At 63.9% G+C, this 20,857-nt stretch carries 23 protein-coding genes; 8 read left to right on the top strand and 15 right to left on the bottom strand.

Annotated features, from left to right (window positions below):
* Positions 1-42: 42 nt before the first annotated feature.
* Positions 43-774 carry a GNAT family N-acetyltransferase gene (locus AC6I6L_RS16760; RefSeq protein WP_497918915.1) on the top strand — a complete coding sequence of 244 codons (732 nt, stop codon included), beginning with the start codon at positions 43-45 and terminating at the stop codon, positions 772-774.
* Between the two features lie 45 nt (positions 775-819).
* Here the strand turns inward: AC6I6L_RS16760 and AC6I6L_RS16755 are convergent, their stop codons facing one another.
* Both AC6I6L_RS16755 and AC6I6L_RS16750 read right to left on the bottom strand, forming a co-directional pair.
* Positions 820-1,305 carry a metal-dependent hydrolase gene (locus AC6I6L_RS16755; RefSeq protein WP_497918914.1) on the bottom strand — a complete coding sequence of 162 codons (486 nt, stop codon included), beginning with the start codon at positions 1,303-1,305 and terminating at the stop codon, positions 820-822.
* Between the two features lie 102 nt (positions 1,306-1,407).
* Positions 1,408-1,950, bottom strand: a complete 543-nt coding sequence (locus tag AC6I6L_RS16750) for a CinA family protein (protein ID WP_497918913.1) — start codon at positions 1,948-1,950, stop codon at positions 1,408-1,410.
* Positions 1,951-2,090: 140 nt separating this feature from the next.
* Between AC6I6L_RS16750 and AC6I6L_RS16745 the strand changes: the two genes are divergently transcribed.
* Positions 2,091-3,191 carry a pyridoxal phosphate-dependent aminotransferase gene (locus AC6I6L_RS16745; protein ID WP_497918912.1) on the top strand — a complete coding sequence of 367 codons (1,101 nt, stop codon included), beginning with the start codon at positions 2,091-2,093 and terminating at the stop codon, positions 3,189-3,191.
* 202 nt (positions 3,192-3,393) lie between these two features.
* Positions 3,394-4,821, top strand: coding sequence for a glycosyltransferase family 2 protein (locus AC6I6L_RS16740; RefSeq protein ID WP_497918911.1), 1,428 nt, complete (start codon positions 3,394-3,396; stop codon positions 4,819-4,821).
* A 38-nt stretch (positions 4,822-4,859) separates the two neighbouring features.
* Here the strand turns inward: AC6I6L_RS16740 and AC6I6L_RS16735 are convergent, their stop codons facing one another.
* The gene (locus AC6I6L_RS16735) at positions 4,860-5,114 is read right to left on the bottom strand and encodes a hypothetical protein (RefSeq protein WP_497918910.1); all 255 of its coding nucleotides are present in this window, start codon (positions 5,112-5,114) and stop codon (positions 4,860-4,862) included.
* 223 nt (positions 5,115-5,337) lie between these two features.
* Between AC6I6L_RS16735 and AC6I6L_RS16730 the strand changes: the two genes are divergently transcribed.
* The gene (locus AC6I6L_RS16730) at positions 5,338-6,498 is read left to right on the top strand and encodes an ArsA family ATPase (RefSeq protein WP_497918909.1); all 1,161 of its coding nucleotides are present in this window, start codon (positions 5,338-5,340) and stop codon (positions 6,496-6,498) included.
* 145 nt (positions 6,499-6,643) lie between these two features.
* On the opposite strand, the gene AC6I6L_RS16725 is transcribed toward AC6I6L_RS16730, so the two are convergent.
* The 10 genes from AC6I6L_RS16725 to AC6I6L_RS16680 all read right to left on the bottom strand — a co-directional run bounded on the left by AC6I6L_RS16725 (position 6,644) and on the right by AC6I6L_RS16680 (position 16,429).
* Complete coding sequence (locus AC6I6L_RS16725; RefSeq protein WP_497918908.1) at positions 6,644-8,572, bottom strand: SLC13 family permease; 1,929 nt, start codon at positions 8,570-8,572, stop codon at positions 6,644-6,646.
* Positions 8,573-8,662: 90 nt separating this feature from the next.
* Complete coding sequence (locus tag AC6I6L_RS16720) at positions 8,663-9,127, bottom strand: universal stress protein (RefSeq protein ID WP_497918907.1); 465 nt, start codon at positions 9,125-9,127, stop codon at positions 8,663-8,665.
* 71 nt (positions 9,128-9,198) lie between these two features.
* Positions 9,199-10,395 (bottom strand): MFS transporter, encoded by a 1,197-nt coding sequence (locus AC6I6L_RS16715; protein WP_497918906.1) that lies wholly within the window; start codon positions 10,393-10,395, stop codon positions 9,199-9,201.
* A 123-nt stretch (positions 10,396-10,518) separates the two neighbouring features.
* A complete protein-coding gene (locus AC6I6L_RS16710; protein WP_497918905.1) occupies positions 10,519-10,893 on the bottom strand; it encodes a tautomerase family protein in 375 nt (124 codons plus the stop codon).
* Positions 10,894-11,032: 139 nt separating this feature from the next.
* The gene (locus AC6I6L_RS16705; RefSeq protein WP_497918904.1) at positions 11,033-11,275 is read right to left on the bottom strand and encodes a MarR family transcriptional regulator; all 243 of its coding nucleotides are present in this window, start codon (positions 11,273-11,275) and stop codon (positions 11,033-11,035) included.
* A gap of 144 nt (positions 11,276-11,419) precedes the next feature.
* Positions 11,420-12,796 (bottom strand): glycerate kinase type-2 family protein, encoded by a 1,377-nt coding sequence (locus tag AC6I6L_RS16700; RefSeq protein WP_497918903.1) that lies wholly within the window; start codon positions 12,794-12,796, stop codon positions 11,420-11,422.
* Between the two features lie 9 nt (positions 12,797-12,805).
* Complete coding sequence (locus tag AC6I6L_RS16695; RefSeq protein WP_497918902.1) at positions 12,806-13,738, bottom strand: SDR family oxidoreductase; 933 nt, start codon at positions 13,736-13,738, stop codon at positions 12,806-12,808.
* Between the two features lie 196 nt (positions 13,739-13,934).
* Positions 13,935-14,492: a DoxX family protein gene (locus AC6I6L_RS16690; RefSeq protein ID WP_497918901.1), complete on the bottom strand. Its 558-nt coding sequence runs from the start codon at positions 14,490-14,492 to the stop codon at positions 13,935-13,937.
* A gap of 148 nt (positions 14,493-14,640) precedes the next feature.
* A complete protein-coding gene (locus AC6I6L_RS16685) occupies positions 14,641-15,432 on the bottom strand; it encodes an endonuclease V (protein ID WP_497918900.1) in 792 nt (263 codons plus the stop codon).
* A gap of 82 nt (positions 15,433-15,514) precedes the next feature.
* A complete protein-coding gene (locus AC6I6L_RS16680) occupies positions 15,515-16,429 on the bottom strand; it encodes a rhomboid family intramembrane serine protease (RefSeq protein WP_497918899.1) in 915 nt (304 codons plus the stop codon).
* 155 nt (positions 16,430-16,584) lie between these two features.
* Between AC6I6L_RS16680 and AC6I6L_RS16675 the strand changes: the two genes are divergently transcribed.
* The 4 genes from AC6I6L_RS16675 to AC6I6L_RS16660 all read left to right on the top strand — a co-directional run bounded on the left by AC6I6L_RS16675 (position 16,585) and on the right by AC6I6L_RS16660 (position 19,542).
* Positions 16,585-17,025: a DUF5788 family protein gene (locus AC6I6L_RS16675; RefSeq protein WP_497918898.1), complete on the top strand. Its 441-nt coding sequence runs from the start codon at positions 16,585-16,587 to the stop codon at positions 17,023-17,025.
* On the top strand, positions 17,025-18,776 hold the full coding sequence (gene polX / locus AC6I6L_RS16670) for a DNA polymerase/3'-5' exonuclease PolX (RefSeq protein WP_497918897.1): 1,752 nt from the start codon (positions 17,025-17,027) through the stop codon (positions 18,774-18,776). The genes AC6I6L_RS16675 and polX overlap by 1 nt, the downstream gene beginning before the upstream one ends.
* Before the next feature lie 47 nt (positions 18,777-18,823).
* Positions 18,824-19,288: a Mut7-C RNAse domain-containing protein gene (locus tag AC6I6L_RS16665; RefSeq protein ID WP_497918896.1), complete on the top strand. Its 465-nt coding sequence runs from the start codon at positions 18,824-18,826 to the stop codon at positions 19,286-19,288.
* 77 nt (positions 19,289-19,365) lie between these two features.
* A complete protein-coding gene (locus tag AC6I6L_RS16660; protein WP_497918895.1) occupies positions 19,366-19,542 on the top strand; it encodes a hypothetical protein in 177 nt (58 codons plus the stop codon).
* A gap of 52 nt (positions 19,543-19,594) precedes the next feature.
* Here AC6I6L_RS16660 and AC6I6L_RS16655 read toward each other — a convergent pair whose 3' ends face one another.
* A complete protein-coding gene (locus AC6I6L_RS16655) occupies positions 19,595-20,359 on the bottom strand; it encodes a PHP-associated domain-containing protein (protein ID WP_497918894.1) in 765 nt (254 codons plus the stop codon).
* Positions 20,360-20,388: 29 nt separating this feature from the next.
* Entirely contained in the window at positions 20,389-20,817 is a 429-nt protein-coding gene (locus AC6I6L_RS16650; RefSeq protein WP_497918893.1) for a hypothetical protein, read from the bottom strand.
* Between the last annotated feature and the right edge of the window lie 40 nt (positions 20,818-20,857).

The raw sequence follows: 20,857 nt of genomic DNA, 5'->3' as shown, positions 1-20,857 counted from the left end.
TCAATAGCCAAGGATTAAGCGCCGACTCCGCGTACCGTCCCTATGGGAGCGATCGAGCGGCCGACGTTCTCCTCGGAGGCCAGACGGCGGATCTACGAGTACGTAGAACGCCACGGGACCGTCAAGCGACACAAACTTCTCGACGTGGTAGAACTGCCGACGGCGGAGTTCGAGATGCATCTGGAGGCGTTGCAGGCCGACGGCTATCTGGAAGCCGACGGCGGGACGTTGCAACTTGCCCTCGAGTTCGGTGCCGTCGAAACCTACGACCACGACGGGATTTCCTTTACCGTTCGACCGGGCCAGCAGGCGGACTTCGACGGCCTCATCGAAACGATCCGGGACGTCACCGCCGAAGAGACCTACGTCGTCGCGGAGACGATTGCGGAGGAGTTGCTCTACGAGGACGCGGTCAACAGGCACAACACCGTCAAATCCCGAATGTTTTTCGTTGCGACCGTCGACGGCGACGTCGTCGGCTGGACTCACCTCGACCTGCCACAGATCGAACACGCCCAGGGGACCGCCCAGCAAACCGTCGGCGTCAAAGGCGACTACCGCGGCCACGGAATCGGGAGCAAACTCCTCCAGCGGGGAGTCGAGTGGGCCGAAGCCAACGGCTACCGAAAGGTGTACAACAGCGTTCCGATCGTCAACGAGGGCGCACTCGAGTTCCTGACGATGCACGGCTGGGATACGGAGGCGATCCGCCGGAACCACTACGCGATCGACGGCGAGGCAGTCGACGAGGTGATGATGGCGTACGAACTGTGATCGGCGGGAATCCGATCGATCGGGCCGCCGAGGCGACTCGATCGGCTATATTCCGATCGCCGTTCGCCCCATCTCGAAACCCCACTGGGGGACCTCGAAGACGACCAGCGCGACGAGGACGACCTCACCCGCGGTGACGAGGACAGTCACGAGCATCGCGCGCGAACTGCTGACGGCGACGCCGATCGGAAGCCCGTACTCCTTTTTCAACACCGGATAGAACAGCGCGATTCCCCGTTTGCTGCCCGCAACGTCGAGGACGTAGTGGGTCAGGACGCCGATCCAGACGTACTCGAGATTCCCAAAAAAGTACGGAAACGCGATGAAACCAGCCAGCAGCGGCAGGTTGTGCAGCGTCTTTCGGTGCTTCCCGAACGCCGTGTCGATGTCGGGAACCATCGCTCCGAGGGTGACCGGAACCCCAATGGCGATGATCGTCTCGAACGTCTGGAGGTTTCCAGCCGGTTCGAGGAGATACCCCAGCCCGAGGCTCAGCAAGACCGCATTGAGGACGTGACCCTCCTTGTTCATTGATTCGTACCTGACAGTCGAGATCCGAATACCTTTCTCTCCGAGCTGTCGTCGCGTCGAGAATATACCCGTTGGCGGAGTCACGACGTAGCGCGACGGGCCTTACGCATCCGCCCGATCATCGTCGCCCTCTGGCCGATCGTCGATCGCGTCGAGCAGGTCCGAAAGCGCCCGATCGACGGTTTTCGCTCGGACGGCGGCTCGATCGCCGTCGAACTCGTAGCGGGAGACAGTCGCTCCGGAGGTCCGGGTGCCCCACGGGCCGGCGTAAGCCACGCCGATGTAGACGGTTCCAACTGGGTCCTCGTCGGTGCCGCCGGTCGGCCCGGCGACGCCGGTCGTCGAGACGCCCCAGGTCACGTCCGCAACGTCTCTGACCCCGCGGGCCATCTCTCGCGCGACGGGTTCGGAGACGGCCCCGTGTTCGTCCAGTGCCTCGCGGCTGACGCCGAGGTGGCGGCGCTTGGCGTCGTAGGCGTAGGTCGCGAGCGCTGAATCGAAGTAGTCGCTCGCCCCCGGTACGGCGGTGATCGCCGCCCCGATCAGCCCGCCCGTACAGGATTCGGCGACGGCCAGCGTCTCCCCGCGGTCGCGGAGGGCGTCCCCGACCGCCATCGATCGCTCTCGATCGATCTGCTCGTTCATGTCCTCCAAGAGGGGCCGTCGAACCGTAAGGGTGAGGATCGACGCCCGGCGAGAGATCGCCACGGTTGGCACACGACGGGCGAACGTCAGAGCCGACGCGTGACGAAAGAACGACGGTGGCGGGTCGCCCAGTAGCGGACATGGAGTACGAGACGCCGCTGTTCTTTCACGTGATGCAGCACGCGGCGCGGGCGGATCGGGACGTCATCGACATGGTGAGCGGCAATCCGGACTGGGAACCCCCGGAAGCGCTCCGGGACGGATTGCGCGACTACGCCGACTTCGATCCCGATCGGTTCCAGTACCCACCCAGCGAGGGGCTACGCGAGTTGCGCGGGGAGATTGCCGCCCGTCGCGGGGTCGACATCGAGCAGGTCGTCGTCACGAACGGGGCTGGGGAGGCAAACTACCTCGCGATGGCCCGCGCACTCGAGCGCGATCGGGGCCGAGAGATACTGCTCACCGACCCCGTGTACCCGTACTACCCCGGCAAGACGACGATGCTCGGCGGCACGCAGACGTTCGTCTCGGCCGACGAAACGGGCCAACTCGACCCGGCCGACGTCCGGGCGGCCGCGAGCGAGGAGACGGCCGCGATCGTCGTCAACACGCCGAACAACCCGACGGGCGCGGTGTATCCCGAGTCGACAATCGAGGAACTGGTCGCGATTGCCGAGGCGAACGATGCTCTGTTGATCAGCGACGAGGTGTACGACCACTACGATCTCTCGGGGCAGTTCACGAGCGCGCTGCAGTTCGACTCGGCTCACCGGATCGTCACCAACGCGTTCTCGAAATCACTGGCGATCACCGGTTTCCGGGTCGGCTACGCCATCTTCCCGCCGGAACTCGTCGGAAACGCAAAGAGCAGACACATGCTGGTCAACGTCGCCGGTAGCCGCCCCAGCCAGTACGCCGTGTTGGAAGCGCTTTACGAGACCGGTCCCGACTACTACGAGCGAAATCGCGCCCTGCTCGCCGATCGCGTCGAGACGTTTACCGCCGCCCTCGATGCGGCGGGCGCGGCGTACACCACGCCCGAAGGGGCGTTCTACGTCATGGCTCGCTTCGACGACTATCCGGGAACGCTCACGAACGTCGAACAACTAATCGACGAAGCCGGCGTCGCCGGAATGCCCGGCGAGGCGTTCGGTGACTCCCGACGCGATTGGATCCGGTTCGCGCTCGTCACCCCGCGCGTCGAGGAGGCGGCCGATCGACTGGCGACCTACTTCGGGTAATCCACCATCGAGAGGCGTTCACAACGGTACTTGTCATTTCGAAGTCATACACTTCGTATTTCGATGTATGGGGTTTTAACGCGGAATATCCGCGAACAGCCGTCTTTCAGAGTCGTGTCCGTATCGAACCGGCCGTCCGTCGTTTCCCTCGCGGTGACTCCGGCCACAATACCGATACGGGTTGACCGGCTCACTCGTTCGTATGGCGCTTTCGCTCGTCGTCGCTGCGTTCGTATTCACGCAGGTCTGTTACTTCGTCGTCAACTGCAGTCTCCTGACGCTGTTCGTCCGCCGACCCACCGCCAGCGTCGACGAAGAGACACTCACGCGCGTCGTCGACGAAGCGGAGGCCACGGCTGTGCCGGAACCGCCGCGAGTCCGGGTTGATGGTGGAGCTGTGCCCACCCCGGACACGCAGGAACGTGGTTCCGACAGTCGGTCGTCGCGGGCCGAACACACGACGACGCGACTGCCACCCAATTGCCAGCGGCAGATTCACGTCCTCGTGCCGATCTACCGCGAACAGCGCGGGACGCTGGAGGCGACCCTCGACAACATCGCCGCCCAGCGCTATCCTACCGATCGTATGTCGGTGTATCTGATCTACGAGCGAGCGGACGTGACGGCTCCCGAACTCGTCGGCGAGGTCGCGCCCGAGCGCCAGGAGGGATTCTCCGTCGTCCCGGTCGAAGTCGATCGTGACGCGCTGGCCGCGGACCGATCGTCGGGGAACTGGATCTTTACGGACGTCGGCGTTCCGCGGACGAAGGCGGCCGCCCTGACCTACGCGTTCATGACGCTCGCGTTCGAGCCTGAGGACGTCGTGACGGTCTTCGACTCCGACACGCAGGTTCCCCTCGACACCTTCGAACTCGCCGTCGCCGGACTCGAAGAGCACGACATCGTCCAGGCGAAACAGACCGTCCGCAACGTCGATTCGGGGCTGCTCCCGCTGCTCGAGTCGATGGGGATGGCCGCCTGGTCGGACATCGTCTACGCGAAGACCACCAGCGGGCCGTACCAGTTGCTCGGCAAGGCCTACTTTACCGAGGCGCGCGTGCTCGACGATCTCGATCGGTGGCAACTCGATGCGGTGACCGAATACATGGCGCTCGGCGTCGCTGCACACCATCGTGGATACACGGTCGGGGTCATCGATCGGTACGTACTGGATCTCTGTCCCGTCGAATTCGATGTCTGGGTGCGACAGAAGCGACGCTGGGTTCGGGGACCGTACCGGCACCTGCTCACGTCCGGCTGGACGCTGTTCGAGCATATTCGCTTCTGGTCGGCGACCGTCCTGACGCAACTACTCTCGGTGACGAACGTCGTCGGAATCCCCGCTGGACTCCTCGTCACGCTGCTCGTCGTCACCGGCGTCGGCGACGTGTCGATTCCGTCGATTCTCGTCCCGATCCTCGCGTTCAACGGCGTGATCTGGGCGTACTACAGCTGGCAGTCATACCGCGCCGCGTGGGCGGCGGTCCCGTTTCGGGATCGCCGGCACCGACTCCGATACTCACTCCTCTCGAACCCGCTTTCGCAGGCGGTCTACGCGACGCTGTGGGTCGTGCCGATCTGTCTGGCAGTAGCCGACGCCGTCCGCGGCGTCACGCCGAAAGAAGAATAACCGCACCGAGACGCGCGATGGTGCCGATTCTCGCGTGACTACCGAAGCGTGCCGGTCCACTCACAATCCGTACACGCAAACAGGCCCGCACCGTCGATCGTCTCGCCACCACACGCGGGACAGTCCGTCGAACCGGCGACGCCGATCGCGCCGGGTTCCTCGCGCGATCGGAGCACGCCGCGGGCGGTCGCCGTCGGCAGAAAGCCGGCGCGATCGGAGCCGTACGGGAACGGGGCGAGTTCTGGGTCGGTCGTCGACTCGGTCGAGAGACGCTGGGTGAGTTGTGGGGTCATGGGGGATTCGGGGCCTGGCGTCGACCCTGTTAGCTGAAGACGACGACGCTTTCCTAATTAAGGTTAGCTCTTAAACACTTTAATGGGAAAGGTAGTATAATAATCCCACAGGAAATATAATCTCATTCTAGGGAGTCCGTCGGGGGCACTGGGCGGGATTGAGCGCACCCAGCGGCCGGAACGGACCGACGAATACTCGTGTCCGGACGGGGAACCGGCGCGTATGAGTGGAATCGACGTCGAGTCGGTCGACCGGGACGACGAGACGCACGCGGAGTCACAGACCGACGGGGGCGAGACGGACGGGGCACAGACGATCGAAGTCACGCCGACGGATTCCGTCGCGACCGACGACGAGCGCGAGACGATCGACGTCGAACCGTCGGACGAGCCGATGGAGGGGCCCGAGTACGTCCTCTACGGCGGGAAAGGCGGCGTCGGGAAGACGACGATGGCGGCCGCGACGGCCCTGGATAGCGCCCGCGGCGGGACCCGGACGCTCGTCGTCTCGACGGACCCGGCACACTCGCTGTCGGATACGTTCGAGACCGACGTTCCCGCCGAACCGGCCCGGATTCGCGACGACATCCCGCTCTACGGGGCCGAGATTGATCCCGAGCACGCGATGGAGCAGGGAAAGGCCGCGTTCGCGGCCCAGGGTGAGAGAGCCCTCGGCGGACTGGGCGAGATGCTCGGCGACGACTCGCCCATGGACGCCCTGTTCGGCGGCGCGATGCCCGGGGCCGACGAGGCCGCGGCGATGCAACTCCTGCTCGAGTATCTCGACGACGATCGGTTCGATCGCGTCGTGATCGATACGGCACCGACGGGGCATACGCTTCGATTGCTTCAACTTCCCGAGATGATGGACTCGATGATGGGTCGGATGCTCCAGTTCCGACAGCGAATCGGCGGGATGGTCGAGGGGATGAAAGGGATGTTCGGCGGACAGGACACGCCCGACGAGGAACCGGATCTCGAGAACCTGCAGGTGCTTCGCGAGCGGATCGAACGGCTCCGAGCGGCGCTGCGCGATCCGGCTCGCACCGACTTCCGGATCGTCATGGTTCCCGAGGAAATGAGCGTCCTCGAATCGAAGCGACTGCGCCAGCAGCTTCGGGAGTTCGACATTCCCGTCGGAACCGTCGTGGTCAATCGCGTGATGGAACCGCTCTCGGACGTTACCGACGACGTCGACGGCGACTTTCTCCAGCCGAACCTCGACGACTGCGAGTTCTGCCAGCGACGCTGGGACGTCCAGCAAAGCGCACTCGCCGAGGCACAGGACCTCTTTCGTGGCACCGACGTCCGGCGCGTCCCGCTGTTCGCGGACGAAGTTCGCGGCGAGGGGATGCTCGAGGTCGTCGCGGCCTGTTTACGGTGATTGGTCAGACGATCGGAACCGACGATCGATCGGCCAATATAGTAACAACTGAAACGATTTACACACCGATCGCAGAGCCGTCTTGCGATCGGGTGTGCATTGATTTTCAATGGCGACTATAGATACTGATACTGTTTGACTACTCTCAGTCCGTGAACGCCTCGACGAACTCCGCGGGCAGCGTTGTGAGATCGATTCCCCAGGCCAGCGGGAGCCACAGCAGGGCGACGATCGTAATGAGGATGATACCGATGACATTGAGCCCGAATCCAACACGCGCCATCTGTGGGATGGTAATGTAGCCACTGCCGAAGACGATCGCGTTCGGCGGCGTCGCGACGGGTAACATGAACGCAAAGGAGGCGGCAGTCGCTGCGGCGATCATCAGCCCAAAGGGGTGGACGCTGATACCGACGGCGACGCCGGCGAGGATCGGCATGAGCATTGCCGTCGTCGCAGTATTCGAGGTGATCTCGGTGAGAAAGATGGTCATCGCGACTACCGCCAACAAGATGAGGACCATCGAAACGCCCGCCAGCGCCTCGAGTTGCCCGCCGATCCAGACGGCGAGGCCGGTTTCACCGAAGCCAGCGGCAATGGCGAGCCCACCACCGAAGAGAAGGATGACACCCCAGGGGATTTCGACGGCTCTCGTCCAGTTGAGGAGGAAGGTACGATCACCCGATTCGGTGGTCGTCGGTATCGTAAAGAGGAACATTGCGCCCGTGATAGCGACTATCGAGTCGACATCCTCGGGGACGGGGAGGAGCCCTGCCTGGTCGACCAGGCTGGCACCGACCCAAGAGACGGCCATCCCGACGAAGACAACGAGTACGAGGAGTTCCTGTTTACTCATCGAACCCAGGTCAGTGAGTTCCGTCTCGATCGTGTCGGCACCGATCGGGAGTTCGTCGAACTGCGGGGCAACCGAGAGTCGGGTAACCCAGATGTAGACGGTTGCGAGGCCGACAACCGAGATGGGGACGCCGTAGAACATCCATTCCAGGAATGTGATATTTTCGCCGAAGAGTTCGCCTGCCTGTCCCGCAAAGAGGATGTTCGGTGGAGTGCCGATGAGCGTTGCGACACCGCCGACGGACGCACCGTAGGCGATACACAACATGAGTGCGATGCCGAACGAAAACTCTCCTTCGCTCGTGTCGATCGGGAGGCCGGCGTCTTCGACTAGATCTGCCGTCTGGTAGATAACCGCAAGCGCGATCGGGACCATCATCATCACCGTCGCGCTATTCGAGACCCACATCGAGAGAAACGCCGTCGCGACCATGAATCCGAGGATGAGCCGTGAGGGTTCCGTGCCGACGGCCTTGATCGTCCGCAAAGCGATGCGTCGGTGGAGTCCCCAGCGTTGCATCGCCATCGCGAGAAAGAATCCGCCCATGAACAGGAAAATCAGTGGGTTAGCGTAGGACGGTGTCGTCTCCGCAACGGGGACCGCACCGGTGAGCGGAAAGAGCGGAATCGGGAGGAGTGCCGTCGCCGGAATCGGAATCGCCTCGGACATCCACCAGATAGCGACCCAGGCAGTGACAGCGCCGACGGCCTGTCCCTCGGGAGTCAGTCCCTCCGGTGGCGAGGGAAGGATGATGAGCGCGAACAACAGCGGCCCGAGGAAGAAGCCGATTTGATTGCGGAGGCCGTAGCCGCTTTTGCCCCCGACGTCGAACGGTGACTCATCGTCGTCGCCACCTCTGGGATCGCTATCACCGCCATCACCGCCGATTCCACCGTTGCTACCGCTGCCACCGCCTTCACCGTTACTACTACCACCGCCCCCAGTATCGCCACCATTTCCCTCGCTCGCACTCCCGGTAGTCGACTCAGTATTGGGATCGGACCGACGACCGCCATCACCCCGGACCGATCGACGGCTACCCTCACCGAACACTCGCCGCACCAGGCGACGCTCCTCGTCGGTCGTCGTCTCCAGATCCTCGAGTATTCCCGGAGCGTCAAGCGTTACGTAGGCCTTCGTCTGATCGTTGAGCGCCCACACGTACGTCCATAGTCGATGCCAGTACGTTTCGGACTCCTCGTGTGGATCGGACCCCATCTATACGACCAATGTCAAATAGATGTAATGAAGTGTGGCATGCACGTGCAAGCCGTTGGAGTGTCACACTCGTCTCTGGCTCAGATATCATCAATTCTCGGCCGAGTTACCCGAGACAACGGTTACCGGACGGCTACTGTCGAGGATGACTCCCTGTGCGACGCTCCCGAAGAGAACTTTGCCAACCGGCGATCGCTTCCGCGCACCGATCACGATCATGTCGCACCCACGATCGGCCGCAAACGTGAGGATGGCCTCTGCCGGGTCGCCTTGTGCCTCGTAGACTGTGTGCTCGACGCCTGCCGCTTCGAGTTCGTCGGTTACCTGCTCGACGGCGTCCGGAAGCGATCGTGCTGGCAGTTCGTCCATTGCCTCGGCATACTCGTCTGCGAATCCCCCTACCGCCCAGTCGACGTCTGCTCTATGGGCGTCCTCGCGGACGTGGACCACGTCAACAGCGATCTCCTCAGATTCCCCAGGAAATCCGAGAATCGTCTCGGCCTGTGCGCGTGCCCGCGTCTCGTCCGTATCGATTGGACAGAGAACCCTGTACATGTTTTGTCGTTCGATCCAGCTGTGCATAATGGTGACACCATGCATATGCACTCTGCAACTGCGGTAACGTGCTAGTTGCCCATCGCGACATCGTCGATCGGTCCGTCGATTCGGATAACGACCACGACAAGGGCTGCAGCGAAGACGCTACCGGCGGCGAGCAGCCACCACGAGGCGTCGTAGCCGACGGTGTCTGCAAGATAGCCAAACGCTGGCGGGGCAACGAGTGCGCCAGCGACCAGCGCGAGTTGGCCGCCGGCAGTTGCCCCGCCCATCTCTTCGCTGGCGACCAGTGTCGCCATACAGGAGTAGTAAACGCCGGTGTTGCCGAGGACAAAAAACCCGAGCACGGAGAACGCGACAGCTGCTGCGAGCGGGCTCGAGATCGTGGGAATAACGGCAAACACTGTGGCTCCGGCGAGTGCCTGGACGAGCAGAATTGTTCCGGTACGGTGCCGCGGATCGCCGGGCAGTACGTCGCTCAACCACCCTGTGAGGATTCTTCCGACACTCCCAAACAGCTGGACGAGTGCGAGGACGACACCAGCGAAGACGACAGATGTCCCGAGTTCCTCTTGAACGAACAACACTGTGTACCCGGTCGTCGTAAACAGTGCCGCCCCAAGAAAGAATCCTGCTGCGACAAGTACTCGGTAGGGTCGATTACCTACCAGTTGACGGAAATCGGGGTACGACCCGCTTCCCGGTTCACTCGAGTCCGCATAGAACAGCGCGAAGACGATGGTGACGAGGATGCCGACGACGGCTGCAACCACGAACCCTGCCTGCCAGACGTAGATCCCAGCCAGTCCGGTGACGAGGAGAGCGCTGATCGCACTCCCACCGGTGACGCCGACCTGTTTGATTCCCATCGCGAGGTTCTGGCGCCCCGCAGCGATCGAATCGTAGACCGCCTTGTTCGTCCCCGGAATGGCCGTCCCGTAGAAGGTTCCGAGGACGAACACCGCTGCCAGGAGCACCGCGACGGAGGGCGCACTGGCAACCAGTATAGCGCTTCCGGAGAGCCCAAGGAGTCCGATCGTCAGCGTTGTCCGCTCACCGAAGCGATCGGTGAGCGCACCAAGCGGGAGCAAAAAGATCGCGTAGCCGAGTGTGAGCGTCGTGATGACGAATCCAACCGCAAAGCGCGAGAGGCCGAACTCGGCGCGAAAGAACGGCGTCGCGGCGAAGACGGTATAGTAGCAGATACTCGCTGAAACCTGCCACAGCGTCACGAGAGAGACCGTTCGCCAGTACGACTGGGCCATCGAACGTCGCGTTCTTCCTCGAGGACGTGCTTTATTGTACTGATCAGATTGTTCCGATCCGATGTACTGGCACAGGCACTGTGACCTGACGCCGACGGGCGATTCGAGTGGGCAGGTTCCGGATCACTCGCCCTCCCATTCGCCCCCGACGCGATCGACTCCCATCATCGATTTGCCCGGATGCTCGGTGAAGACGATCTTCATGTTCTCGTCGGGAACGTCGAACGTACTGCCGAGGTATGCCATGGTCGTGAGTGCGAACGCTCGCTTGCGCTCGAACGAGCGTCCCTGTCGGATATCGGCGTCGATGAACACCAGCGGTCCGTCAACGGCGCGTCCAAGATGCAGGTCGGCCGACTCGCGATCGCGAATCGTTACTGCGACGTGACCGGCACTGGTCGCCATTTCCGTCGTGTAGCGTTCTGTCACCTCTTCGGCGATCGTCGTCTTCTCCTCGGGAGAGAGCGATAACGTCGTATCGAACTGTAAGAGTGGCACGGACGACATTGGTCGTCGATCGGGTTGTGGGTTCCGGCGGCTGCCATCAGAACTCGACGTATCTGTGAACGATCGGTGGCGAAAACGGCCCTACAGTTGCGGCCAACCGCGGACGAACCCGAGCAAAATCAGCGATCCGTCAGATATCGCGAACCCGGTACTTGGACCCGTTCTTCTCGATCAGCTCCGCCTGCACTAAGTTCCGGAGAATGCTGTAGAGACTCAGTTTCGACAATGCCGTCAGTCGCTGTAGGTCGTCGGCCGTCCCACCCTCCAGTACCCGAAGCGAGAGGTAAACCAGTTTTCCCTGTGACGAGTCGATCGCCGACGGCACGCGAACGTCGACATCGAACTTCCCGTCGTCCTCTGTCGTGACTGTCATCGACACCTCCTTTTTCATCGACGATATTAAAACCCTGTTTCAACAATTGTCGAAAACCGATCGTCGGTGTTCGAGACTCGGTATCCGGGCCTCGCCGAATCGTACCAGGCTGATTGCGATTTTGAGTGCCCGATTTCGTCAGAATCAGCTCTCAGCCGGAACGACGAGAACCCGAAGGTCGTTCACGTTCGTCCCTGTATAGCCGGGCCGGAGCAGCGCCGACCGATCGTCGAGCGCGGCGTACACATCGTTGTCGGCGAGTGCGCGGCGAACGGCTTCGGTGTCGTCTGTCGAGACCGTCTCTCGATCGACGATCGCGCCAGCGGCATCGGTCGGGCCGTCGATTCCGTCGGTGTCGACGCTCGCGAGGACGGCGTCGGTTTCGCTCTCAGAAAGAACGAGTGCTGCCGCGAGGGCGAGTTCCTGATTCGGCCCGCCGACCCCGTCGCCGTCGACGGTGACGGTCACTTCACCGCCCGAGAGGACGACGGCTGGCGGCTCGACGGGGGCGCCCGTCGCTACCATCTCGCTTGCGACATCGGCGTGGACACGGCCAACCTCGCTTGCCTCACCACCGAGCCTGCTAGAGACCACGAGCGGTTCGTAGCCCCGTTCGCGGGCCGTCTCGCGGGCGGCGTCGATCGCCGTCCGGCCGTTTGCCAGCGCGTGCCAGTCGGCCTCGGATTCGACGACCGACGAGACCGACGCGTCGGGCGTCTCCTCGAGTTCGCCTGCGACGCCGCGTTCGAGTCGATCGACGACCGCGTCGGGAACGACATCCCGGAGGTCGTACCGATCGACAACGCCGAGTGCGTCCCCAAAGGTGCTCTCGTCGGGAACCGTGGGACCGCTCCCGATCACGGACGGGTCGTCGCCCACCACGTCACTGATCGCGAGGGTGACGACGGTCGCGGGGGCTGCCGTCCGTGCGAGTTGGCCGCCCTTGACCGCAGAACAGTGTTTTCGGACGGCGTTGATTTCGTCGATCGACGCACCGGAGGCCAACAGCGCGTCGGTCGTCCGCCGCAGGTCGTCGAGACCGAGTCCGTCGGCGGGCGCACACAGCAGCGCGCTCGCACCGCCGGTGACGATTGCGAGCACGAGAGCGTCCTCGTCAGCTTCCGCCGCAATTTCGAGTATCTCTCGCGTCGCCGCGACGTTCCGCTCGGTCGGCGTCGGGTGATCACCCTCGCGGACGGCGATCGGCCCAAACGCATCGTCACCCGTCGGATCGCCCTCGACGTCCGTCGCCACGATACAGCCGCCGTCGAGTCGGTCCCCGAGGCGATCGACGAGCGCCGCCGTGAGTCCGCCAGTCGCTTTCCCGCCGCCGACGACGAGGAGGCGATCGTAGTCGGAGAGGTCGTAGGTCGTCTCCCGTACGGAGAGCAGGTCCCCCTCGAGATCGATCGTCGCGGAAACGACCTGCTCGGGAACCGACGCCTCGATGCCGGCCTCGAGACAGGCCAGTGCGGTTTCGTGAGCGGGCGTCGTTGCGTGTTGATCGTCTGCTTCGAACATGTCCGCCCGTTAGACGAGCTTTCGGACGAGTCTATACCCTACGTCGCGAATGCGATCGGGCAAGAACCGGGCGTAAACGCCGTATTTGGCGAGCGGGCCGACGGGATACCGTGCCGGCGGTTCCGCACGTGTGCTGGCGTCGACGATCGCCGCGGCGACGTCCTCGGCCGTCGAGGCGAACGGGCCGCCCTTCCCGCCACCGATTAGCTTGGCGTCGTCGATGATTTCGTACAGTGTCTCGTAGGCCGGCGTTCGGCCGGTACCCGGGAGTTCCTCGTCGAGGCGATCGGTGAACTCCGTTTCGACCGGACCGGGTTCGACGAGCACGACGTCGATACCGAACTCCTCGACTTCGGCCCGCAGCGAGTCGCTCATCGCCTCGAGTGCGTGTTTCGAGCCGGCGTACGCACCCGTGCCAGGAAGCGAGATTCGACCGTTCACACTGGAGATGTTGACGATCCGTCCTTCTCCCTGGGCGCGCATGTGCGGCAGCGCGGCGCGGGTCAGCCGGTGTGGCCCGTAGACGTTGACGTCGAACTGTCGGTGGAGGTCGATCGTCGAGACGTCCTCGATCGGACCCAACTGGGCGTAGCCGGCGTTGTTGACCAGACAGTCGATCGCGCCGCCGATGTCGACGGTCTCCTCCACCGCGCGGGCGACCTGGTCGGGGTCGGTCACGTCGAGTTCGAGGGTTTCACAGCCCGCATCCGCGAGGTCGGTGATGTCGTCGGTGTTTCGGGCCGTCGCGACGACCCGCCAGTTCTTCGCGAGAAAGGCCTCGGCGGTCGCACGGCCGATGCCGGACGAACAGCCGGTGATCAGGACACACCGCTTGCGGGTGTAGCGGTCGTCGTCCGCCGTCGTCTCCCGGCCGCGGTCGGCGTCGACGGTGCGACCCCCGTCGTCGGGCTTCGATTCGTCAGTATCCTCAGCGATGGCCATGGACGAGCGGTTCGTTCGGCGGTACCTAAGTATCGACGGTTTGTCTCTCCGCGCGGACCGTCCGGCTGGCTGACGATCGAACGGAGGATCGCGGCTACCAGTCGACAGAAGACGTGAAAAAAGCGCCTCGAGTCAGGGTGGTCGCCGACGACGCGAATGGGCGTGAGAACGCGGGAACGCGGGGAATCGTCGGGGGCTACCCGAGGACGTAGCGGAGTTTCGGGAACCGATCGATCAGGTTCTGGCCGCCGACCTCGAGTTGCTCGATGTAGCGATCCGCGCCGAGGATGCGCCCGGCCCCGAACGCGGCGAGGGCCAGGAACAGGACGGCGTAGATCAGCGTGCTGTCGAACAGCGCGAGCCAATCGCCCTGCCAGCCGCCGAGGTAGAACGCCATCATCTGAAGCGCACCGCCGAGTGCGGCTAGCCGAAGCAGACCGCCGACGATCAGGCCCACGCCGATCAGCACCTGCGTCGCCGGCACGACGACGTTGATAATTTCGAGTAACATCGCGTTGCTCGCCATCGCGGCGTAAAGCCCGCTAACGGGGCTCGCCGGATCGACCCCGTGGAGCAGGAAGCCGCTGGCGTCGAACGGTTCGCCGGTGAGTTTGCCGATGCCGGCGAACAGGATCATTCCACCCAGCAGCAGTCGCAGGGCGACGACGAACCACGCCGACAGGGCGTGTGGGTAGCCTTCGAGCGTGATTCCCGCGTACCGACTTTCGAGTCTGTTTTGGGTGTTGGTGGACATCGTCGTTCAACTCCTACAGGTCAATCGAGGAGAGCGTCACCCTTGAACGACGACCCACATTCCTGACGGCTGAGACACGCTCTCACCGGCTGGGAATACGGCCGTACGAATTCGAGTGCAATTCGAGGGCTGCGGTCAGAAACGACGTCTACGGTTGGTATTCGCGCTTTGCCTCCGCGGCGTAGCTGTCCGCCCGCCTGATCGGTTCCGGGAGCTTGTACGACGACGCGAGCGCGAGGACGACGTCCGCCGCCGTCTCGGGACCGACCCGGTGGCCCGGACTCACGTACAGCGGATTGATGTATCGATCGGGAGAATCGTACTGGCGGGTCTGGACGGCGTAGCCGAGGAGCGTTCCGTCGGGCGCGTCGACGCGATCGTTCGCTTCGATGGCCACTCGCTTTCTGACCGGAAGATTCTCTACGCTCGATCGGGGACGGCCACAGAGCAGGCGCTTTGCCACCCCGACGGACGGCGTATCGAACACGACGCCCATGTGCGTCGCGATGCCCGCCTCCCGGAAGTGAATCCGGCCGCTGCCGTCGAACAGGAGCAGATCCGGATCGACCGAGAGCATCTCCAGCGCGGCGACGATCGGTCCCCCCTCCCGAAAGGCCAGTAGGCCGGGAATGTACGGAATCTCGAGGAGCGTCACCGCGTGAAGGCGCTCGATTACCTCGCCGTCTCGCATCGCGACGACGGCCGAGAGCGCGCGGTCCTCGTCGCCGTCGCCGTCCTGGAGAAACGACTGGTCGACGCCTGCGACGATCGGTGCCTCGCCTGTACTCACACTCGAGGCGAGGGGATTCGAGAGGTGCGCCGGATCGATCGGGGCGTCGTCGGAAAAGACGGCAGTTTCAGCGATTTCACGCTGTAGGGCTTCCATTTCGGCGCGCGAGAGGCCGGCATCGGGGACGAGGTCCTGGCGAACTGGCTCCATCGTGGCGGAGCGTAGCAACCGAACGAAAATCAGTGTCGGGGTCCGGAGACGATGGATCGGACGGCAACCGGTCTGCACCGGCTCAGAACCGGCCGCGTCCGGGACCACCGGGACCGCCCGGCCCCCCACCGAGTTGGAACTGGTTCGGCGTCCGGACGTTCTGGGTCCGCTTGACGTACTCGCCGTAGGCGAGTCCGATGACGAGGCCGACGAGGTGGGCCATGTGGGCGACGCTGCCGCCGCCCCCGGTGCCGATAAAGAAGACGCTGATGACCGCCGTCCCTGCGGTCAGCAGCCAGATCGGGACGGGGAGGATGAAGTAGAGGTAGACTTTGAGACCAGGGTTCAGGATCGTCAGTACACCCATGATCGCGAGGGCAGCGCCGCTAGCACCGAGTACGTTCGAGGGTACGCCCTGGATGAGGGCCAGTCCGACCTGGCTGAGTCCGGCGAGCGCCCCGCTGACGACGAACAGGATCGCGAACTTCTTCGACCCGACGTAGCGCTCGACGAGCGGGCCGAAAAAGAAGATCACGATGCTGTTGAACACGATGTGGAAGATATTGATCGGGCTGTGGGCGAACACCGAGGTGACCCACGTCCAGACGAACTCGACGTTCTGCGAGGAGAGCGTAAAGAGGGCGTTGTGGAGCGGCCGGCCGCCGATCAGGAGGGCCATCCACTGCAGCAGGAACGTGATCCACATCAGCGCGAGGAACGTGTAGGTCATGTTCCCGCGGAAGTACCCCAGCGGGCCGCCAGGACCGGTATCGATCGGCAGCCTGTCGGTCAGCCCCTTCGATCTGGACGCGCTTCCGCCAGCGCTCACGGACTCGTCGAAGCCGCTGTCGAAGACCCCCTTCGGGTCGTTCCAGTTGTTGAGCCCGGAGCAGCCGTGGTTCTCCGGCAACCGGTGTTCCGAGCAGTAGGTGCCACCACAATGCCGGCAGTTGTACGGCATGCTTTCTTCGTTCCCACACACGTCGCACTTGGCCATTGTGGTGGGGTAGGTGTGGCACAGCTAAGGGATTTGGGGTTTTCGGCAGGGGGTGACGAGAGCCCTGCGACCGGAGACCGACCCCCAGAAGCGGAGCCCAGGTAACCCCATCGTCCGACGGACGTTTTTTTACGCCGCGGCACCCACTTCGACCCGTGCAACCGTACGAGCGCAAGCAACTGCTCGAGCGCGTCGAGCGCGAGGGTGCGACCGTCGGCGCGGATATCCCGGAGACGATCACCGTCCAGGGCGAGGCGATCGACCTCCAGCAGTTCGTCTTCGAGATCAAGCGCCGCGAGACGGTTCCGCCGGGCGAGCGCGACCGCGTCGAGCAAGCCAAACGAAACCTGCGACGCGAGCGCCTCGATCGACTCGATCGCATCGAGAAGGGCGACATCACCCGCGGTGAGGGTGACGACCTCGCCCGGAGTATCATCGGGATCGATCGCGCCCTGAACGCTCTCGAGAGCCTCGGCCCGACCAACCTCGAACGCGAACAAATGGCCCAGCAGGCCGCCGACCGGAAACGCTGGATGTCGTTCCTGAAGAAGGCGCTCGGAGACGACGATGGCGGCTCGTCCCGGAGGGGTCGGTGATGGCGACGAACGCCGAACTCGCCGGTCGGTTCGAGGAGTTCGCTGACCTGCTCGAGGCCGACGGGGTCGAGTACAAACCCCGCGCCTACCGCCGGGCCGCCGACAACGTCCGCGCCCACCCGTCCCCGATCGCGGATGCCGTCGAAGCCGGCGATCACGAGACGATCGAGGAGATCGACGGCGTCGGGGACGCGATCGCCTCGAAGATCGTCGAGTACGTCGAAACCGGGGCGATCGAGGAACTCGAGGAACTGCGAGCCGACCTACCGATCGACATCGCGGACATCACCCGGATCGAGGGCGTCGGTCCGAAAACGGCGGGCAAACTGTATCGCGAACTGGGAATCGAGACGTTAGACGACCTCGAAGCCGCGGCCGAGGCCGGCGAGATACGGGCGGTCACGGGATTCGGGCCGAAAACCGAGGAAAACATCCGCGAGAACATCGAGTTCGCCCGCGAGGTCGGCCAGCGCCAGTTGCTCGGCGAGGCGCGTCCCCTCGCGGACGACGTGCTCGCATACCTCGACTCGATCGATACCGTCGATCGCTGCGAGGTCGCCGGCTCGATTCGGCGCTGGCGGGAGACGATCGGTGACGTCGACGTCCTCGTCGGCACCGACTCGCCCGCCGACGTGATCGACGCCCTCCTCGGATGGGAGTCGGTCGACAGCGAAATCGAGTCAGGGCCGGAGAAAGCGAGCGTCCGCGTCGGCGAGATTCGAGTCGACTTGCGCGTGGTCGCACCCGACGAGTTCGGCTCCGCCCTGCAGTACTTTACCGGCAGCAAGGACCACAACGTCAGGCTGCGCAACTACGCGATCGATCGCGGGATGAAACTAAACGAGTACGGGGCGTTCGACGTGAGCGGTATCGACGATCCCGATTCGGGTCAGCGCGTTGGCGACCGCGTCGCCGGCGAGACCGAGGCGGGGATGTACGACGCGCTCGGTCTCGACGTGATCCCGCCCGAACTGCGCGAGGATCGCGGCGAGATCGACGCCGCGGCCACCGGGACCCTCCCGGCACTCCTCACGCGCGACGAGATCCGCGGCGACCTGCACACACACACCGGCTGGTCCGACGGCACCAACACCATCTCGGAGATGGTCGAGGCAGCCCAAGCGCTCGGGTACGACTACTACGCCATCGCGGACCACGCCGAAGGGCCGGGCGTCGTCGGTGACATGGGCCTGACGGACGGCCAGATACTGGAACAGGCCGAGGCGATCCGCGAGGTCGACGCCGCGAGCGAGATCCAGGTCTTCGCCGGTATCGAGGCGAACGTCGACGCCGGCGGCGAGATCGACCTCGGCGAGGACGTGATCGACGCACTGGACGTGATCGTCGCCTCGCCCCACAGCGCGCTCGATCAGGACCCAGACCGGGCCACGGAGCGTCTCGTTCGCGCGATCGAAAATCCGGCGATCGACGTGCTCGGTCACCCGAGCGGGCGACTGCTCAACGAGCGAGCGGGACTCACGTTCGACGCGACGGCGCTTGGCGAGGCCGCCGCCGACTCCGAGACTGCACTCGAGGTCAACAGCAATCCCCGACGACTCGATCTCTGGGGTAGCGCCGTCCAGGCGGCGATCGAGGCCGGCGCACCGATCGCGATCAGTACGGACGCCCATCGAACGTCGACGCTCGAGTACATGCGCTGGGGCGTCCACACCGCTCGCCGCGGCTGGGCCGAACCGGGCGACGTGATCAACACCTGGGAACTCGAGGAGCTGCGAGCGTTCCTGCACTGACCCGTCCAGAATCACCGAATCACCGCCCGAACTCGAACCCAAAATCGATGCGACTGCTCCTCGACGTAATGTGTGGCGGCCTCGTAGCGTATCTCCGGATGTGCGGCCACGACACGGTCTACGCCGGCGATCGCGATCTCGAGCGCGACGACGACCTGCTCGCGACCGCCCGCGAGGAGGGGCGGACGTTGCTCACGCGGGACGTCGAACTCGTGGGGCGGGCCGACGACGCGCTGTTGGTCGAATCACGCGAGGTCGAGGCCCAACTTGCCGAACTCGCCGCCGCCGGGATCGATCTCACGCTCGCACGCGAGCTGACGTTCTGTGGCCGGTGTAACGGTCCGCTCGAAGCGCTGTCGGACGCCGACTCGACGCCCGAGTACGCGCCGGCTCCCGAGTCGATCGACGTCTGGCGGTGCGACCGGTGCGGACAGCACTTCTGGCGCGGCAGTCACTGGGACCGCGTCGAGCGGACGCTCTCGCGCGTCCGCGGCGGTGAGTCGGAGCGGTAGAGTGTCGGGTTCCAGTGGTTTCCACCGATCGAAAGGCGCCCCCGAACCTCTTGCCGATCGGCGACGACTTTCAAATCATGTCCAACGATACCAACAGCCTCGACCGAGCCGGCAAACAGGCCGCGTACATCGCCAACGAGTGGAGCGACGATCCCGCGATCATGCAGACACAGGCACTTTGCTACGTCGGCACGCAACTCGAGCGGATCGCAGACGCACTGGAAAACCAGACGGAGGCTGAAGGGGAACGGTGAACTAATCTCGTGTCGATCGCCCACGGTCGGTCCGACTCGCTCGCGTCGAGACTCAGTAGACGGCGACGTCGTCGAACCGGCCGTCGTAGGCGATGTGGCGCGGATGCGTGGGTTCGATTCCGGAGAGAAAGAGCCGATCGGCCTTTTTCCACGTGTTTTCATACCCGAGGTGGGCGAGTTCCCCAACCGTCGCACGAAGCCGTCGAAGGCCGGTTTTGTGGACGATGTGCCGATCGGTGTCGGTGGCCACCGCCTCGAGCAGTTCGGATTCGGTCCGAATGTCGGTCTCCAGAGTGGTGTGTGCGGTTCCGATCGTGCTCTGAAGGTGGGCGTACGAGGAGGCAAACGGCGGGATCGAAAGCGACTCGGCCAGGTCGCGAGCGCGGCGATTGTGAGAGGGCAGGTGTTTCGGATTAAAAATCTCGATCGCGTCGATCGCGTCCGCGTGCTCGTGAAGATCGGCTTCGGTGAGACTCACGGTCGCGAACTCGGGGTGTGGGACGAGGACGGTCGCCCCTTGCCGATCGAACTCGGCCATTGCGGCGTCGAGCGGGATGAAATCGGGGACCGGCTCCTCGAGCCCGAGTGCGAGTACGTGTTTGCGATCCGTCCACGACCCTGTAAACACCTCTCGGGCGGGGACGACGAGTACATCGTCGGTCGAGTGGGCCGCCGCCTGTCGTTGAATCTCCGGCAGTCGGGTGAAGTGTGGCGCGTAGACGATGGCGTCGAGATCGGCTCGCCTTGCGCGTTCGACGACCGCGTCGTCGAGTACCTTCACGTGACAGTCGACTCGAAACTCCGCTCCATCGCTCACGAGTAGGTAGTGGTTTCGCGAGTGGAGAGTTATGAATTCTGATTTGGCGGCCAGTCGAGGGTCGTTTTGATCGCGTCGACGATCGGTTCGACCGGCTCCTCCGGGTCGAGTGCGAGAAAGAGGCCTTCGTCGCCGACGTAGAACCGGAGAATCTTTATTACGTCCATCGTCGTCGTGTTGTATTCGACGCGTTCTGCGTCCGGAAAGAGCGTGTTCCGGAAGAGTTCGATCTGCATGAAGTCCATGTGAACGTTCGTGTGGATCGTCTCGAAGTGATCGAGCATCTCGGCTTTGCTCTCGTAGGCCGCGATCGTCCGATCGTGGAGGTACAGCGGCCTGAACGACTCGGTCGTGTACTCGCAAAACGAGTACAGCGGTCCGGAGACCGTCTCCTGGACCGCCTGGCGCACGCGATCGGCGTCGAACGACGCCAGTTCCGAACGGTTAGTCGCAGCCATACTGTTCCCCTGGGCCCGATCGTTGAAGCCTTGATGGGTA

Source organism: Halosolutus sp. DAT137 (assembly GCF_059736405.1).
This window is presented reverse-complemented; position numbering and strand designations above follow the sequence as displayed.